This window comes from Streptococcus mitis ATCC 6249 (assembly GCF_000146585.1).
Classification (GTDB): Bacteria; Bacillota; Bacilli; order Lactobacillales; family Streptococcaceae; genus Streptococcus; species Streptococcus mitis_AZ.
Genome location: NZ_GL397179.1, coordinates 891,088 through 905,726, shown reverse-complemented (window position 1 = coordinate 905,726; position 14,639 = coordinate 891,088). Strand labels below are relative to the sequence as shown.

16 protein-coding genes and 1 other annotated feature are annotated in these 14,639 nt (G+C 42.0%); of the genes, 1 reads left to right on the top strand and 15 read right to left on the bottom strand.

The window, feature by feature from the left end; all coding sequences use genetic code 11:
- Positions 1 to 8: 8 nt before the first annotated feature.
- The 7 genes from HMPREF8571_RS06205 to HMPREF8571_RS06175 all read right to left on the bottom strand — a co-directional run bounded on the left by HMPREF8571_RS06205 (position 9) and on the right by HMPREF8571_RS06175 (position 6,756).
- Positions 9 to 1,673: a molecular chaperone HscC gene (locus tag HMPREF8571_RS06205; protein ID WP_000635027.1), complete on the bottom strand. Its 1,665-nt coding sequence runs from the start codon at positions 1,671 to 1,673 to the stop codon at positions 9 to 11.
- 174 nt (positions 1,674 to 1,847) lie between these two features.
- Positions 1,848 to 2,207, bottom strand: a complete 360-nt coding sequence (gene rplT / locus HMPREF8571_RS06200) for a 50S ribosomal protein L20 (RefSeq protein WP_000124834.1) — start codon at positions 2,205 to 2,207, stop codon at positions 1,848 to 1,850.
- A 51-nt stretch (positions 2,208 to 2,258) separates the two neighbouring features.
- Positions 2,259 to 2,459, bottom strand: a complete 201-nt coding sequence (rpmI, locus tag HMPREF8571_RS06195; protein WP_001125942.1) for a 50S ribosomal protein L35 — start codon at positions 2,457 to 2,459, stop codon at positions 2,259 to 2,261.
- Positions 2,460 to 2,491: 32 nt separating this feature from the next.
- Entirely contained in the window at positions 2,492 to 3,022 is a 531-nt protein-coding gene (infC, locus tag HMPREF8571_RS06190; RefSeq protein WP_000848184.1) for a translation initiation factor IF-3, read from the bottom strand.
- Positions 3,023 to 3,037: 15 nt separating this feature from the next.
- Positions 3,038 to 3,169 (bottom strand) — a sequence feature (ribosomal protein L20 leader region).
- 73 nt (positions 3,170 to 3,242) lie between these two features.
- Positions 3,243 to 5,483 (bottom strand): DNA internalization-related competence protein ComEC/Rec2, encoded by a 2,241-nt coding sequence (locus HMPREF8571_RS06185; protein ID WP_000946971.1) that lies wholly within the window; start codon positions 5,481 to 5,483, stop codon positions 3,243 to 3,245.
- Positions 5,467 to 6,120 (bottom strand): helix-hairpin-helix domain-containing protein, encoded by a 654-nt coding sequence (locus HMPREF8571_RS06180; RefSeq protein ID WP_000387309.1) that lies wholly within the window; start codon positions 6,118 to 6,120, stop codon positions 5,467 to 5,469. The genes HMPREF8571_RS06185 and HMPREF8571_RS06180 overlap by 17 nt, the downstream gene beginning before the upstream one ends.
- Before the next feature lie 66 nt (positions 6,121 to 6,186).
- A complete protein-coding gene (locus HMPREF8571_RS06175; RefSeq protein ID WP_000443765.1) occupies positions 6,187 to 6,756 on the bottom strand; it encodes a GNAT family N-acetyltransferase in 570 nt (189 codons plus the stop codon).
- 176 nt (positions 6,757 to 6,932) lie between these two features.
- Between HMPREF8571_RS06175 and ald the strand changes: the two genes are divergently transcribed.
- The gene (gene ald / locus HMPREF8571_RS06170; RefSeq protein WP_000904705.1) at positions 6,933 to 8,045 is read left to right on the top strand and encodes an alanine dehydrogenase; all 1,113 of its coding nucleotides are present in this window, start codon (positions 6,933 to 6,935) and stop codon (positions 8,043 to 8,045) included.
- Between the two features lie 49 nt (positions 8,046 to 8,094).
- Here ald and HMPREF8571_RS06165 read toward each other — a convergent pair whose 3' ends face one another.
- The 8 genes from HMPREF8571_RS06165 to rsmI form a co-directional block, all read right to left on the bottom strand.
- Positions 8,095 to 9,081 carry a PhoH family protein gene (locus HMPREF8571_RS06165; RefSeq protein ID WP_000658168.1) on the bottom strand — a complete coding sequence of 329 codons (987 nt, stop codon included), beginning with the start codon at positions 9,079 to 9,081 and terminating at the stop codon, positions 8,095 to 8,097.
- A gap of 80 nt (positions 9,082 to 9,161) precedes the next feature.
- Positions 9,162 to 9,377, bottom strand: a complete 216-nt coding sequence (locus HMPREF8571_RS06160) for a YozE family protein (RefSeq protein ID WP_001232084.1) — start codon at positions 9,375 to 9,377, stop codon at positions 9,162 to 9,164.
- Positions 9,378 to 9,400: 23 nt separating this feature from the next.
- The gene (locus HMPREF8571_RS06155; RefSeq protein ID WP_004240034.1) at positions 9,401 to 9,979 is read right to left on the bottom strand and encodes a GrpB family protein; all 579 of its coding nucleotides are present in this window, start codon (positions 9,977 to 9,979) and stop codon (positions 9,401 to 9,403) included.
- 11 nt (positions 9,980 to 9,990) lie between these two features.
- Complete coding sequence (gene cvfB / locus HMPREF8571_RS06150) at positions 9,991 to 10,845, bottom strand: RNA-binding virulence regulatory protein CvfB (RefSeq protein WP_001095455.1); 855 nt, start codon at positions 10,843 to 10,845, stop codon at positions 9,991 to 9,993.
- A gap of 59 nt (positions 10,846 to 10,904) precedes the next feature.
- Positions 10,905 to 11,462, bottom strand: a complete 558-nt coding sequence (frr, locus tag HMPREF8571_RS06145; protein ID WP_001262235.1) for a ribosome recycling factor — start codon at positions 11,460 to 11,462, stop codon at positions 10,905 to 10,907.
- Between the two features lie 7 nt (positions 11,463 to 11,469).
- The gene (gene pyrH / locus HMPREF8571_RS06140; RefSeq protein WP_000002989.1) at positions 11,470 to 12,207 is read right to left on the bottom strand and encodes a UMP kinase; all 738 of its coding nucleotides are present in this window, start codon (positions 12,205 to 12,207) and stop codon (positions 11,470 to 11,472) included.
- An 83-nt stretch (positions 12,208 to 12,290) separates the two neighbouring features.
- Positions 12,291 to 13,625, bottom strand: coding sequence for a methylenetetrahydrofolate--tRNA-(uracil(54)-C(5))-methyltransferase (FADH(2)-oxidizing) TrmFO (trmFO, locus tag HMPREF8571_RS06135; RefSeq protein WP_000083694.1), 1,335 nt, complete (start codon positions 13,623 to 13,625; stop codon positions 12,291 to 12,293).
- Positions 13,626 to 13,758: 133 nt separating this feature from the next.
- Positions 13,759 to 14,637 (bottom strand): 16S rRNA (cytidine(1402)-2'-O)-methyltransferase, encoded by an 879-nt coding sequence (gene rsmI, locus HMPREF8571_RS06130; protein WP_001166863.1) that lies wholly within the window; start codon positions 14,635 to 14,637, stop codon positions 13,759 to 13,761.
- Positions 14,638 to 14,639 lie beyond the last annotated feature (2 nt).

Here is a 14,639-nt window from a genome sequence, read left to right as displayed (position 1 = left end):
CTCCTCTTTTACAGTCCTCGCTCTAGGAAGTCTAGATAGTTTGAAAATGATTGATAGAGTTTTGGCAAATGATACACAGATGCTTGGCTAACCTCTTCTTCAAATCGTCTAGTTTCAGCCATTAGCTCATCTCTTCTTCTCCCCAAGAGCATACTGTATACACGATTCGCTTTTTCAATCAAGAAACGATAAACCTCTGTTTCTTGAGCATTGATCTTATAGCGAGACAATTCTGCTTGCTTAACCTTGATTTCCTTTTCTGTCAGGGTAATGCTATCTTGGAGAATAACATGACTAAAGACTTCCTGCGTGGAATCAATTTTTACTTCTACATCCAAAATTCCATTTAAATCATAGGTAAACCGAACTGTGAAACTTTCATTTACTCGAGTATTAACAGGGACGGGAACTTCTAATTCTCCTAGGAACAGGTTTTGTGATGCTTTCATCATCTCACCTTGATAGACCTTTATCTTGACTTGACTCTGTCCCAATTCAGCCGTATAGTACTGCTCGATGCGTGAAGCAGGTAGGGTAGAATTTCGCTCAATAATCGGCGAAAAACGGTCTCCAACTATCTCAATCCCTAGTGTAAAAGGACAAATATCAGACAGCAGCAAATCTCGTATCTCACCCTTCCGTTCTTTTATTCCTGCTAAAAGAGCACAACCTCTCGCAATCATCCGATCAGGATCATCCGATACCTGAACCATTTGATTGATACAGTAGGATAAAAAGTCCTGAACCAAGCGGAGTTTCGAAGTCCCCCCAACAAGAACAAAGTTATCAGATGATACATAGCTATAACGTGCATCCATTAAGGCACGGTCCAAAACGGCCTTAACACGGGCTAGCAGAGGTTGACAAAGCTCATAAAAGCGCTGGTAACTCAAGTCTAAAAAGTATTCCTGATCTTGGTCCATCACTGTCATCTTCACTTCTTCTTTATCATTCAGTTCCAGCTTTGTCTTTTCAGCCTGTACCAGAATTTTGCTATAAAATTCTCGGGAAATCGTATCCTTGGTTAATTGATTGGAGACTAAAAATTCCTCAGCTATAGCCGCAGTAAAATCTTCTCCTCCCAAACGATTGTCCCCTGCAATCGACACAATTTCGACTATGTTATCAAAAAGCTCCACAACTGAAATATCAAGAGTACCACCACCAAAATCGACCACAATAAAAGATTGGTCTTCTTGGTTTACCATAGATCTTTTAGCAAGAGCTGCTGCGGAAGGTTCATTGATAATCCGATCAATCTGAACTCCAGCAAATTTTCCTGCTAGTTTGGTCGCATAGCGTTGAGCATCGTTGAAATAGGCTGGAACACTGACAATCACTTCCTCGACCTTTTCTCCAAGATAGGTCTCTGCATCGTCTACCAACTTTCGAATGATAAAAGAGCTCAATTCTTCAGCCTTATATGCTCGATTTCCTAGCGTCAACTCATGTTTGGTCCCCATAAAACGCTTGAACTGTGAAACTGTCTTATCTGGGTGGGTCACCAAGCGTTCCTTGGCAATTTTTCCAACTATAATCTCATCATTGTCATCCAAAGCCACAACAGAAGGCGTCAAATACTCACCAAAAGCATTGGGAATCAGCTTAACCTGGCCATCTTGGTATACCCCTACTAAAGAATTAGTCGTTCCTAAATCAATACCAACTATCATCTTCTTCTAACTCCAAATCTTTTTAGATATTCCTATTATACAAGAAATATCCTATTTTCTTTGAAAAAATCTGTGATTTGCTCTCTAAAATAGAAAATCATTTAAAGAAAACAAAAAAGTTTCACCTTACTCCTGCGGTAAAAACCACAAGAGTAAGAATGAAACAGTTTGTTATTATTTACCAAGTTTTGCTTTCGCTGCATCTGCAAGAGCTGTGAAAGCTGCTGCATCGTTAACAGCCAAGTCAGCAAGCATTTTACGGTTTACTTCAATCTCAGCCAATTTCAAACCATGCATCAATTGTGAGTATGAAAGTCCGTTCATACGAGCTGCCGCATTGATACGAGTGATCCACAATTTGCGGAAGTCACGTTTCTTTTGACGACGGTCACGGTATGCATAGTAGTAAGAGTTCATTACTTGTTCTTTTGCAGTACGGAACAAGATGTGTTTAGCTCCATAGTAACCTTTTGCTAATTTAAGAATACGTTTACGACGTTTGCGTGATACAACGCCACCTTTAACACGTGCCATGTTTTATTTCCTCCAAATATTTCCTAGAATTGTTTACTTACTGTTAGGCTATTATTTCAAGCGAGTAAGCATTGCTTTGATACGTTTGAAATCTCCTGAATGCACCATAGATGCTTTACGAAGATGACGACGTTGTTTCTTAGTTTTTCCGTGGAAACGGTGAGAAGTGTAAGCACGGAAACGTTTAAGTCCACCAGAACCTGTACGTTTGAAACGTTTAGCTGATGCGCGGTGTGTTTTTTGTTTTGGCATGATTTTTTCTCCTTTGTTTAACTTACTGACACTTATTTTTTGTCAGTTGCTGGCGCCAACTGCATGAACATTTGGCGTCCATCCATCTTAGCTCGTTGTTCGATGATCGCAATATCTTGTGTTGCTTCAGCAAACTCGGCTAAAACTTTTGCACCAATCTCTTTATGGGTGATCATACGCCCTTTAAAGCGAATGGATACCTTAACTTTATTTCCTTTTTCAAGGAACTTGCGTGCATTGCGAAGTTTTGTGTCAAAGTCACCCTTGTCAATAGTTGGACTCAGACGAACCTCTTTCACAGTAACAACACTTTGTTTTTTACGTTGTTCTTTTTGCTTTTTCTGATACTCAAATTTGAACTTACCGTAGTCCATAATTTTAGCAACAGGCGGTTTTGCTTGGGGTTGAATCAATACTAAGTCAACATTTGCACTATCAGCCAATGCTTGCGCTTCGCTGAGTGGCTTGATGCCTAGCTGTTCTCCCTCAAGACCGATCAAGCGAACTTCACGTACACGAATTTCATCATTGATGAATAAGTCTTGCTTTGCTATGGTTTTCACCTCTTTTTTATTATTAGAGAAAAACAAGAGCGGGCCCGTAATAATACAAGCCCGCACGTTATGATAGCGTTTCTTAGAAACTTTTCATCCGTAGGGCCAGGCAACTTGATGTCACAAGGCGAGAAGCTCTCACTTCTGCTTTTCTCAACTTTTATATGATACCAAGTTTTCTATCCCTTGTCAAGATAAAAAGTCATTTTTTCGAAAAAGTTTATCTATTTTATCGCACTGTTTCCATTCTCCAACTATTCCATCCTTTAAAGCGAATGGCTCCTTGCTGGTCTGTTCGGTAAATCTTACTCTTAATAGTTTCTAGTCGTGTCAAGGTTTCCTGATGGGGAAGTTTGGCACGATTGCTCTTTCCAACTGAAATGAGAGTAATGTGCGGTTTGAGCTTCTCTAAAAAAGCTGGACTAGATGAAATCTTTGAACCATGTTGGCTTGCTTTCAAGACATCCACCTCTAGGTCAGGATAATGCTTCAGCAAGTCCTTCTCTCCCTTCTCTTTCAAATTTCCTGTGAAGAGAAAGTGCTTATCCAAAAGTTTCCCATAAAGAATCAGGGAAGCATCACGATCCTCATCTTCAATCTTCCTTGGAGATAGGACTTCTAAGTAACTGCCAAAAATCGGTAAATTCTCCCCTGCTGTCACACTGCGTACCTTGGTTTGACTTGCTTCTAGTTCTGCCACAAATTCCTTCTGTGTCAGACTTCCTTTTGATACTAAAATTTCTCCGACATGGAAAGCCTTGGTCACCTCTAGTAAATCTCCAACATGCTCTTTCTCTGTGTTAGTCAAAATCAGCTGATCAATCTTATCTACTCCTCGACTTTTCAGATAGGGAATCAAGGTTCGCTGGGCATTGCTAGCCGTCGACTTTTCTTGCCAATCCTCTATTTTCTTATCAGATTCTGCCTTTCCGCCCACATCTATAAGAATGGTTTTACCAGTTACATCCCGTAGAAAAATACTTTCTCCCTGCCCTACATCCAGCATGGTAATTTCATTTTCCAGAGGATGCTTGGTTAAGAAAAAGAGCCCTACGATAAAGAGACTGAATCCTGCTAGTCTTTTGACATTTTTCCTCAAATCATACAATATTGCCAAGGAAATTAACAATAAGATTAAAAGCCATGCGTTGGGTTGTCCAAAGATCAAGGGCCTACTTGCCATCTGCGATACCAAGTGAATGATGCTCTCCAACCATTCAAAGGCAAGATTAAGCTGAGTGACTGGGTAAACAAAAGACAGAATGAATAAGATAGACAAAAGTGGTAAGAAAACCAAGTCAAAAAGAAAGGAAAAGACAAATGTTAAAAGAATTGACCAAGGCTGAAATTCTGCAAAATAAAAGGACAAAATGGGCAATATTCCCAAGGAAATGATCAGACTTTCTCTGGCAACAGCCTTGAGCCCCTCCCCTTCTTTGCTTGTCATAGTCAAGATAAAAGCGTAGGCACAGGACAAGACACCTCCTGCTGTCAGGAAAAAGTTGGGCATGATGATAAAGAGGACAAGAACCGTTAAGGCAAAATTATCCAATCCCTTGTAGCCATGTTGGGCTAGTAATTTTTGTAAGAGACTACGAATGACCGAAGCTGAGAATCCTGTCAGACCTGCATAGATAAGGGAAAAAGGGTAGATCAGCCACTTCAACTTTTCTTGAGTCAAGCCTAATCGTAAGAGGAGTTTCTTAAAACCATCCATAAAGAAGCCAACCTGCATACCCGACAGGGCAAAAAGATGGATAATTCCTAGACTGGAATAAAGCTCATTCATCTCCTCAAAGTCTGTGTCCAAATGTCCTAGCAAGAGCCCCGTCATATAGTTGCGCATAGGATTTGGAAAGTGCGTCTTGATCCAAACTACAGCCTTTCGACGTAAACAGGACAGATTTTCTCCTATATCCCAACTGCTTACCTTTTTAACTGACTGGATGCTCTTGATAGTCAAAGTCTGGTAAATCCCTTGAGTCTTTAGATAGGCTTGGTAGTCAAAGCCACCAAAATTCCTCTGGCCTTCTGGTTCCGAAAGTTTTCCTTCTAGTTCTATCTCATAGAGCTCTGGTAAGGCTTGAAATTGCTCTTTCTCCTCCTCGGACTGGAGTTTATAGTAAACTTGGAAGGTGCGACCGTCAGTCTTACCCCGAAAAGATAGACTATCTCCATTAACCTTAATAGTATCTGGTAAAATTCTCACCTTCTCTACAGACGCAACTAAGTCTTGACTAGCTTGTGTCTGTTGCCAGTTTTGAAACAGAAACCAAGTCCCAAATACGCTACAAATCGCTAAAGCTTTACCAGCCGATTTCCAAGGAAATTGAAGAAAGAGACAGATGAGTAGAAAAACAAAGCCTAGTAAAGCAAGATAGGACGCTCCAAAAATGGCGTAGTAAAGCCAAAGCAACAGAAAACTCAGATAGATTAGGGGAATAGGGAAGTTCTTAATCCACCGTAACATAGTCTTTTAGCTTTTCTATGGTCTTAGCCCCAATGCCAGAGACTTTCTTGAGTTCATCTACCGACTTGAATTTGCCATTTGCCTCACGATGGTCAATAATATCCTGGGCTCGTTTCCCTCCCAAGCCTTTGACCTGCTTGAGTTCTTCCAGACTAGCTTTATTGAGATTGACCTTCTTTTCTTTACTTGACGAAGGAGTCGTTCCAGAGGCAGTCTGCTGACTAGTTGCTTCTTCTCCCTTACTCGGGACGTAGACCAGAGCCTCGTCGCTGACTTTCTGAGCGAGATTGAGCGACTTGCTATCTGCTTCTTCTGTTAATCCACCCGCCTTCTGAACCGCATCATGGACCCGACTACCGACTGGCAAGTCATAAATTCCTGGTGATTTGACAGCACCTTTGACATCTACTGTAATCAAATCTTGTCCAGGGGACTCTTCCTTTTCTTCCTCCTTCTTCACTTCTTTTTCAGACGATGAATCCTTTGAAATAGCAGCAACCTCAGCCGGTAAATTTGTTTCTTTCACAGATGTTTGTGAACTTGGCTTTAGCAGGAAAAAACCGCCTAAGGCCAAACCCAAACAAGCACAGATGACAATGATTTTATACTCTTTGATTTTCTCGATAATTGCTTCCATATTTTCTCCTCTCTTAAGTTATTCGTAAGAGGAAGAAAAAAACAGCTGAAAAATCTTTTCAACTGCTTATTTATTTGCCAAATAGTCTTCCTTAGTCAAGACATAATGAACTCTTGTGACGATTCTACCTGGTTCTTTATTATCCATTCTGGCATAGGGTTCTTCGTGGGAAAAACGCATGCCTGATTTCTCCATGACCTTGCCAGATGCAGGATTTTCCTTATCGTGAAGAGAGGTCAACTTATTCATTCCAATCTTTTCAAAAGCCAGTTCAATCACGGCTCGATTGGCTTCTGTTGTCAATCCTTGATTCCAATACTTTTTATTGATAATGTAACCAATAGCTGCCTTCTTAAGAACAGTATCAATCTTGTGCAAATCAATGGTACCGATAAACTGACCATTGCTTTTTAGTTCTATTCCCCACCGTCCTAAGGGATTGGCCAAGTAAAACTGAGCAATGTTATTCTTGGTTTCTTCCAAGCTTTGATTGGTTGGAAAAGTGTAGCGCGTATTTTCTCTGTCCGAGGCATACTCAAACATAGCTTCTGCATCGTCCAAGGTTACAGGTCGGAGCAATAAACGCTCCGTTTCTATAGTTGGATACTTGGAAAATTTCACAAATATTGATTCCATACTTTTCCCTCCATTAGAACTTGATTCTCACTAGTCTAGCATAAATAAATTTGAATGACAAGTTTTTCTTGATTTTTGAAGCGGTTTCATATACAATAAAACCATCACATTTTTGATTTATGAACTGGAATGTGACAACCAAAACAAGACCGTCAATTGAAAGGTAGGTTATCTCTATGTTAATCGGAATTCCAAAAGAAATTAAAAATAACGAAAACCGTGTCGCCCTCACACCTGCTGGTGTCCATAGCTTAGTTTCTCGTGGACATCGCGTCCTCATCGAAACAAATGCTGGTCTTGGTTCAGGATTTACTGATGCTGACTATCAAAAGCAAGGAGCTGAGATTGTCGCTACTGCTGGTGAAGCCTGGGCAGCAGAGTTAGTCGTGAAAGTAAAAGAACCTCTAGCTTCTGAATACGGATACTTGCGCGATGATCTTCTCCTCTTCACTTACTTGCACATGGCCGCTGCTCCAGAATTAGCAGATGCTATGTTAGCAGCAAAAACAACAGGAATTGCCTATGAAACTGTTCGTGATAATCAAGGACAACTACCACTCCTCGTTCCTATGAGTGAGGTTGCTGGTCGTATGGCGGTTCAAATCGGAGCTCACTTCCTTACCAAACAAGCTGGTGGCTCTGGTGTACTACTTGGTGGTGTACCAGGTGTTCCAAAAGGAAAAGTAACCATTATCGGTGGTGGTGTCGTCGGGACACATGCTGCCCGCATCGCCCTTGGACTTGGTGCTCAAGTGACTATTTTAGATATCAGTGCCAAACGTCTCTCAGTTCTAGAAGAAGTCTTTGGAAACCAAATTCAAACTCTTATGTCTAATTCATTCAACATCAAAGCAAGTGTGAGAGATGCTGATGTGGTGATTGGTGCAGTTCTCATCCCTGGTGCCAAAGCACCGAAATTGGTGACAGATGAGATGGTCAAACAAATGCGTCCAGGCTCTGTCATCGTTGACGTAGCCGTTGACCAAGGTGGCGTTATCGAGACAGCTGACCGTGTGACCACGCACGATGAGCCTGTTTATGAAAAACACGGTGTTCTCCACTATGCCGTTGCCAATATCCCTGGTGCGGTTGCTCGCACTTCAACCATCGCCCTAACCAATGTCACTCTTCCTTATATCGAAGCTTTGGCTGGCAAAGGATTCGCACAAGCAATTGCTGAAGATGAGGGCTTGCGTCAAGGTGTGACCACTTATCAAGGTTACTTGACCAGCCTCCCAGTTGCTCAAGGGCTCGATAAAGATCATACGTCTATCGACGAACTTCTTTAAAGCTAGACACTCATTAAAAAAAGCAGTTCACATCTGAACTGCTTTTTTGCTATTCTGTTTCTTGGTTCTTTTCTTCAACCTTAACTGGAGCTGGTTCATAAGCTCGGATAATCTGAGCGACAACTGGATGGCGAACCACATCCTTGGCTGAAAAATGAACAAAGTCGATTTGGTGAATGTTCTTAAGCTTTTCTTGGGCATCAATCAAACCAGACTTGACATTACGCGGAAGGTCAATCTGGCTAATATCTCCATTAACAATCATCTTAGAATTAAAACCTAAACGCGTCAAGAACATCTTCATCTGCATGATAGTCGTATTTTGTGCCTCATCGAGAATGACAAAAGCATCGTCCAAGGTCCGACCACGCATGTAAGCAAGGGGCGCAATTTCGATAATCTCACGCTCCATAAGACGAGTCGTTTGGTCTTTGCCGAGAATCTGATACAAGGCATCATAAACTGGTCGAAGGTAAGGATCCACCTTTTCCTTGAGATCACCCGGAAGAAATCCAAGACTCTCACCAGCTTCCACTGCTGGACGAGTCAGGATAATCCGCTTGACCTGCCCACGTTTAAGGGCTGTCACTGCCAAGGTCACTGCAAGAAAGGTCTTCCCAGTCCCTGCAGGTCCGATTCCAAAGGTCACATCATGCTGTTTGACACTGTCCACATAAAGCTTTTGACCCAGTGTTTTGACACGGATAGGCTTCCCTGTATTGTCCTTGATGATTTCTTCTTCGTAAAGGGCAACAAACTTATCAATTTCATCGTTTTTGACCATGCTAATAGCCGTCACCACATCTGGCGTCCCAACTGTCATTCCACGATTCACCAAAACCATCAAAGCTTGGATAACCTGACGAGCTTCCTCACAGGCAGACTCTTCTCCGATAACCTGGACAATTTCCGTACGAGCATGAATGACCACATCAAGCTCTTCTTCCATCAAACGAAGATGGCGCTCATTGGAACCAAAAAGATGAAACAGGTCATCTGGATGACTCAGTTGAATGTCTATTGAATGTTCCTTCAAATAAAGAACCTCTCTAATCCTTTTATTTCTTTTTATTATAGCAAAGAGAACAATAAAATACTAGCCTCATCTCATTGTCTCTAGTGTTCTAAGTATTCTTGCCAGATGGCGTCAAAGTCTCCTAGGTTAAAAGAGAAACTGGCATGTTCTTCCAAAAAGCGACTCACCTCATCAAAATCATCCGTGTGTTTTGGAAAAGCTGACTCCTCAAAAGCGAGGTCTGCCAAGATGGCTTTGGGGCTATTACTTTTAGGATTGCGCTCGGTCATGAGCCAAGTGTAAAATGATTTTCTCAATTCTTTCTCCTATCAAGAGTTTTTTAATGACACTTTTCTGATTCTTGAAAATTACTGGACTTAGCCTTTGATACGTAGTGGTTTATAAAATCCGTTTTCGCATCTGTATAGGCGTCTCGGTTGTGTTCAAATTTTTTCCACAAACTTAGTTTTAATTCCTGATACGCTTGGGCAATATCTGGATGCTGGCAGAGATAATCTCTAAAATAAATCTCGTCATGATCTCCCGCCATTCGCAAATGTAAATGAAAAACTTTCTCAGCAAATCCCTGCTCTGTGTATCCTTTATTTAGCGAAATCCTGTTAGGACTCTCCGACATCACTAGCCAACCATTCTTCACCAATAAATCCCTAACTCTTGCTAAATCCTCTATTCTACCTACTTCTAGCAGAATATCAACGATATTTTTGGCCCAAATATTAGGAATAGCAGTGCTACCGATATGTTCTATTCTTTTAATAACATTTGCATCTAATATTTTTTCCAAATTTGTTTTTTCCAATTCATACCAGTCTTTCCACTCTGACTTATGCTCTACTAGAAAAATAGGAAAAAGTTGCCAGAGTTCCTCTAAACTCATTTCTTCAAGTTTCTTTTTCATGTCTATAAGACCTAAATCAACTCTGTCCCAAAATGGTCTTGCTTGATTTTGCCAGCCTTCATCAAGCCACCGAGCGCTTTCTTGAACTGACCTTTAGAAATGCCAAAGGTTGCCTTGATGTCATCAGGAGATGACTTATCATTTAAGGTCATGAAACCGCCATTGCTTTCCAAGTAGGTCAAAATCATCTGAGCATCATTTTCCAACATTTCAAAGGAACGTGGTTTGAGGGATAGGTTCAAGGTACGGTCCACTTCACGGAAACCGATGACACGCGCATCTAACACTTGCCCCAAACGTGGCTCTGCGTAACGTTCGCTGGGATGGATAAAACCAAGCATGTTATTCTCTGGTAGGTATACAAAAGTTCCTGATAGCTTGAGGCGGTAAACAATGGCTGGCCAGTTTTGGTTCTGCATGTTGTTGTAGGCAGGACGAGCCAGACGTTGGAAGTCTTCTTGATAAGCCAAGAGTCCCCATATTCGGTCTTTCTTGTCCACTTCAAGGCGGATGTAGAGTTTGTCACCCTTCTTAGGCCAAAGTTCTTTGAGCTCAGGGAGGATATCGAGTGACACAACGATTTCCTTATCAGGTAGACCGGTATCAACAAAAACACCCAAGTCCTTACGAACTTCCGTTACGGTTCCCCAGCCAAATTGGTCCTGAGTGGCAGTCACTTCTAGAGTGGTCAAGCGGAGTTTTTGCTTCATATCTGTATAGGCAAAACCTTTGACCGTATCCCCTACTGTATGTTGACCTTCTTCCTTGGCAAGAGCATAGGTCTGACCATCCTTTTGCACAAAGTAAAAACGGTCATTTTCATCGATGATGAGTCCAACGATAAAACTTGCAAGATTTGTATTCATATTTCCTTCTTTCGAATAAAACTCAGCCAGCAATGCCAACTGAGTTTTTCTGTTTATTTTTAGACTTCCAAGATTTCTTTTTCTTTATTGGCAGTCATGTCGTCGATGTGTTTCACAGCGTCGTCTGTTACTTTTTGAATATCTTTTTCAAGAGTTTTCAATTCGTCTTCAGTGATTTCTTTTGCTTTTTCTTGTTTCTTTGCTTCATCCATAGCGTCGCGGCGGATGTTGCGAACAGCCACTTTAGCATTTTCACCGACCTTCTTCACTTCTTTAGCAAGGTCACGACGAGTCTCTTCTGTAAGAGCAGGGATAACCAAGCGGATCACAGAGCCGTCATTAGCTGGTGTAATACCAAGATCAGAAGCGTTCAAGGCACGTTCGATGTCTTTCAATGAAGACTTGTCAAATGGCGTTACCAACAAGACACGCGCTTCTGGAATGGTAATTGAAGCGATTTGGTTAAGAGGAGTTTCGACTCCATAGTATTCTACGTGGATACGGTCTAGTAAGCTTGCGTTGGCACGACCGGCGCGGATACCACCGAATTCACGAGCAAGTGATTGGTGAGACTGGGTCATTCTCTCTTTAGCTTTTTCTACAATTGCATTAGCCATAATTTTCTTATTCCTTTTCTTCGATATTGTTTGAAACTGTTGTTCCGATATTTTCACCAAATACGACACGTTTGATGTTGCCTGGTTGGTTCATGTTAAAGACAACCAAGTCAATGTCGTTGTCCATAGAGAGGGTTGAAGCAGTTGAGTCCATGATACGAAGACCTTTATTGATAACATCACGGTGGGTCAATTCTTCAAACTTAACAGCAGTCTTGTCTTTCTTAGGATCGGCATTGTAAACACCATCTACGCCATTTTTAGCCATAAGGATGGCATCTGCTTCGATTTCAGCTGCACGAAGGGCCGCTGTTGTATCGGTTGAGAAGTAAGGTGAACCAATCCCAGCACCAAAGATAACAATACGGCCTTTTTCAAGGTGGCGAAGGGCACGTCCACGTACATAAGGTTCTGCAACTTGTTGCATAGCAATGGCAGTTTGCACACGCGTATCGACGCCAACTTGTTGCAATGAATCTGCCATTACAAGAGCATTCATAACAGTCCCAAGCATTCCAGTGTAATCTGCCTGAACACGGTCCATTCCTGCTTCTGCAGCAGGTTCTCCACGCCAGAGATTTCCTCCACCAATAACAAGGGCAATTTCGATCCCTAGACTATGAACTTCTTGAATCTCTTTTGCAATTTTTTGAACTGTTTGGATATCAATCCCTACGCCACGTTCACCAGCAAGGGCTTCACCTGATAACTTGATTAAAATACGTTTATACTTAGGGTTCGCCATTTTTACTCTCCTTTTTTTATCCTACCTATTTTATCACAATTTCTAAGATTTTTATAGTATCATGAGCAATTCTTTGAAAAAAATTAGACAGTTAAAAATTCCTCTAAGTCGGTAAGAGCACGCTCTGCAATTTTTTCATAACGAGCCTTCTTATCACGGATACGCTCGCCATCCAATTCCTTGATAATCCCAAAATTGACATTCATCGGTTGGAAATGTTTGCTATCAGCGTGAGTGATGTAATGAGCAAGACTTCCGATCGCTGTGGTCTCTGGGAAGATAGCTTCACTTTCACCCTTGAAGAGACGAGCAGCATTTATCCCAGCAACCAATCCTGAAGCTGCTGACTCAACATAGCCTTCCACACCCGTCATCTGACCAGCAAAGAAGAGGTTGGGCTGTTTCTTAGAACGGTAAGTCTGTTCAAGGAGATTAGGTGAATCCATGTAAGAATTGCGGTGCATAACACCATAACGAACAAACTCCGCATTTTCAAGACCTGGAATCATTTGGAAGACACGTTTTTGTTCTCCCCATTTGAGGTGGGTCTGGAAACCAACGATATTGTAGAGACTACCCGCAGCATTGTCTTGACGAAGCTGGACAACAGCATACGGTGTTTTGAACTCCCCATCACGAGGTCCTGTGTAGTCATCTGGATACTTCAGACCGACTGGTTTCATAGGACCATAAAGCATGGTTTTAATGCCACGTTTTGCCATGGCTTCGATAGGCATACAACCTTCAAAGTACTTTTCTTTTTCAAAAGAATTGAGCGGAGCTTCCTCCGCATTGACCAAGGCTTCATGGAAATCCATAAATTCTTGCTTGGTCATGGGAGCGTTGAGATAGGCTGCTTCTCCCTTATCGTATCGAGACTTGAGATAGACCTTGCTCATATCAATGGTGTTGACATCGATGATAGGTGCTGCAGCATCATAGAAATAAAAACCGTCTCCGCCATTAAGAGCATGAATCTTTTCAGCTAGGGTATCACTAGTCAAAGGACCAGTAGCGACAACCGTAATAACATCTGACGGCAATTCTGTAATTTCATCACGGACTACTTCAATCAGAGGGTGGTTGGCTACTTTTTCGGTCACCATTTGGGAGAAACCGTCACGGTCCACTGCAAGAGCTCCACCAGCAGGAACTCGTGTTGCCTCAGCAGATTCCAAGATAACAGAACCCAAACGACGCATTTCTTCCTTGAGAAGCCCAACAGCATTGGTCAGAGCATCTCCACGCAAGGAATTGGAACAAACCAACTCAGCAAAATTGTCTGTTTTGTGCTGGGGCGTTGATTTGACCCCACGCATTTCATAGAGTTTAACTGGAATACCACGTTCTGCGATTTGGTAGGCAGCTTCAGACCCCGCTAAACCTGCTCCGATAACATTGATATAAGATTGAGACACGACACTAATACCTCTTTGGGTGGAACCTCAGTCCATATCCAAACAAGCCCCTGGATTGTTTGACACCCACAAATCTTTCTAATTTTTCTTTTACTAGTATAACAAAAAAAGGGAAGAAGGCAAACTTCCCTGTTTAGTCATTTTCTAGATTGTCTTCCCAATCGTGGTAGGCAGCGTAGAGCTGGCTTTTATTCCACTGGTAGTGTTTCGCAACTTCCTTAATGGCTTGATTTTTCTTCATTCCTTGCTGGATACGTGCTTTGATTTCTAAGAACAAGTCCTCCTCGTCCTTTTCCTCCACATCCTGACTGGCACCTTCAACGATGAGAAGGCACTCGCCCTTGAGCGGCGTTTCAGCTATGCTTTCTAATAACTCAGAAATGGTGCCTCGTTGGTATTCTTCATAGATTTTAGTCAATTCTCTGACCAAGACTACCGAGCGATTTCCGTAAACTGCTAGCATATTTTCCAGGGTATCTGCTACACGGTGGGGCGATTCATAGAAAATCTGAGTTTCTGGATAATCTTTTTTCAAGTCGAAAAATTGCTTTTGCTGGCCTGATTTTCTTGGTAAAAAGCCATAAAAGATATGTGGCTGTGGCGCCAATCCGCTAGCAATCAAGGCAGAAATACCTGCAGAGGCGCCTGGAACTGTGACAACTACAATCTCTTCTTCGATGGCTGCCTTGACTAAATCGTGACCAGGATCCGAGATGCTAGGCAAACCTGCATCAGAAACCTGAGCAATACTTTGTCCCGCCTTCAGAAAATCAATCAAATCAGGAATTTTTTCCTTGGCATTGTGCTCGTGAAAACTGATCTGCTTGGTCGAAATGTCAAAATGCTTGAGCAAAAGTCCTGTATTGCGCGTGTCCTCAGCTGCAATCCAGTCCACTTCTTTCAAGGTCTGAATGGCACGAAAGGTCATGTCATCTAGATTGCCAATCGGCGTTGCTACTAGGTAAAGCTTGCCATAGGGAGATTGTCCCTTAAAACTTTTTTGAATCTGCATGC

What these genes read in the sequence shown, in the direction of transcription:
- HMPREF8571_RS06155 (WP_004240034.1), bottom strand. Translation starts at nt 9,979, where the DNA reads ATGAAAAAGAAACTTGAAGAAATGAGTTTAGAGGAACTCTGGCAACTT.
- pyrH (WP_000002989.1), bottom strand. Translation starts at nt 12,207, where the DNA reads ATGGCGAACCCTAAGTATAAACGTATTTTAATCAAGTTATCAGGTGAA.
- rpmI (WP_001125942.1), bottom strand. Translation starts at nt 2,459, where the DNA reads ATGCCAAAACAAAAAACACACCGCGCATCAGCTAAACGTTTCAAACGT.
- ald (WP_000904705.1), top strand. Translation starts at nt 6,933, where the DNA reads ATGTTAATCGGAATTCCAAAAGAAATTAAAAATAACGAAAACCGTGTC.
- frr (WP_001262235.1), bottom strand. Translation starts at nt 11,462, where the DNA reads ATGGCTAATGCAATTGTAGAAAAAGCTAAAGAGAGAATGACCCAGTCT.
- rplT (WP_000124834.1), bottom strand. Translation starts at nt 2,207, where the DNA reads ATGGCACGTGTTAAAGGTGGCGTTGTATCACGCAAACGTCGTAAACGT.
- cvfB (WP_001095455.1), bottom strand. Translation starts at nt 10,845, where the DNA reads ATGAATACAAATCTTGCAAGTTTTATCGTTGGACTCATCATCGATGAA.
- HMPREF8571_RS06175 (WP_000443765.1), bottom strand. Translation starts at nt 6,756, where the DNA reads ATGGAATCAATATTTGTGAAATTTTCCAAGTATCCAACTATAGAAACG.
- HMPREF8571_RS06180 (WP_000387309.1), bottom strand. Translation starts at nt 6,120, where the DNA reads ATGGAAGCAATTATCGAGAAAATCAAAGAGTATAAAATCATTGTCATC.
- HMPREF8571_RS06205 (WP_000635027.1), bottom strand. Translation starts at nt 1,673, where the DNA reads ATGATAGTTGGTATTGATTTAGGAACGACTAATTCTTTAGTAGGGGTA.
- HMPREF8571_RS06185 (WP_000946971.1), bottom strand. Translation starts at nt 5,483, where the DNA reads ATGTTACGGTGGATTAAGAACTTCCCTATTCCCCTAATCTATCTGAGT.
- rsmI (WP_001166863.1), bottom strand. Translation starts at nt 14,637, where the DNA reads ATGCAGATTCAAAAAAGTTTTAAGGGACAATCTCCCTATGGCAAGCTT.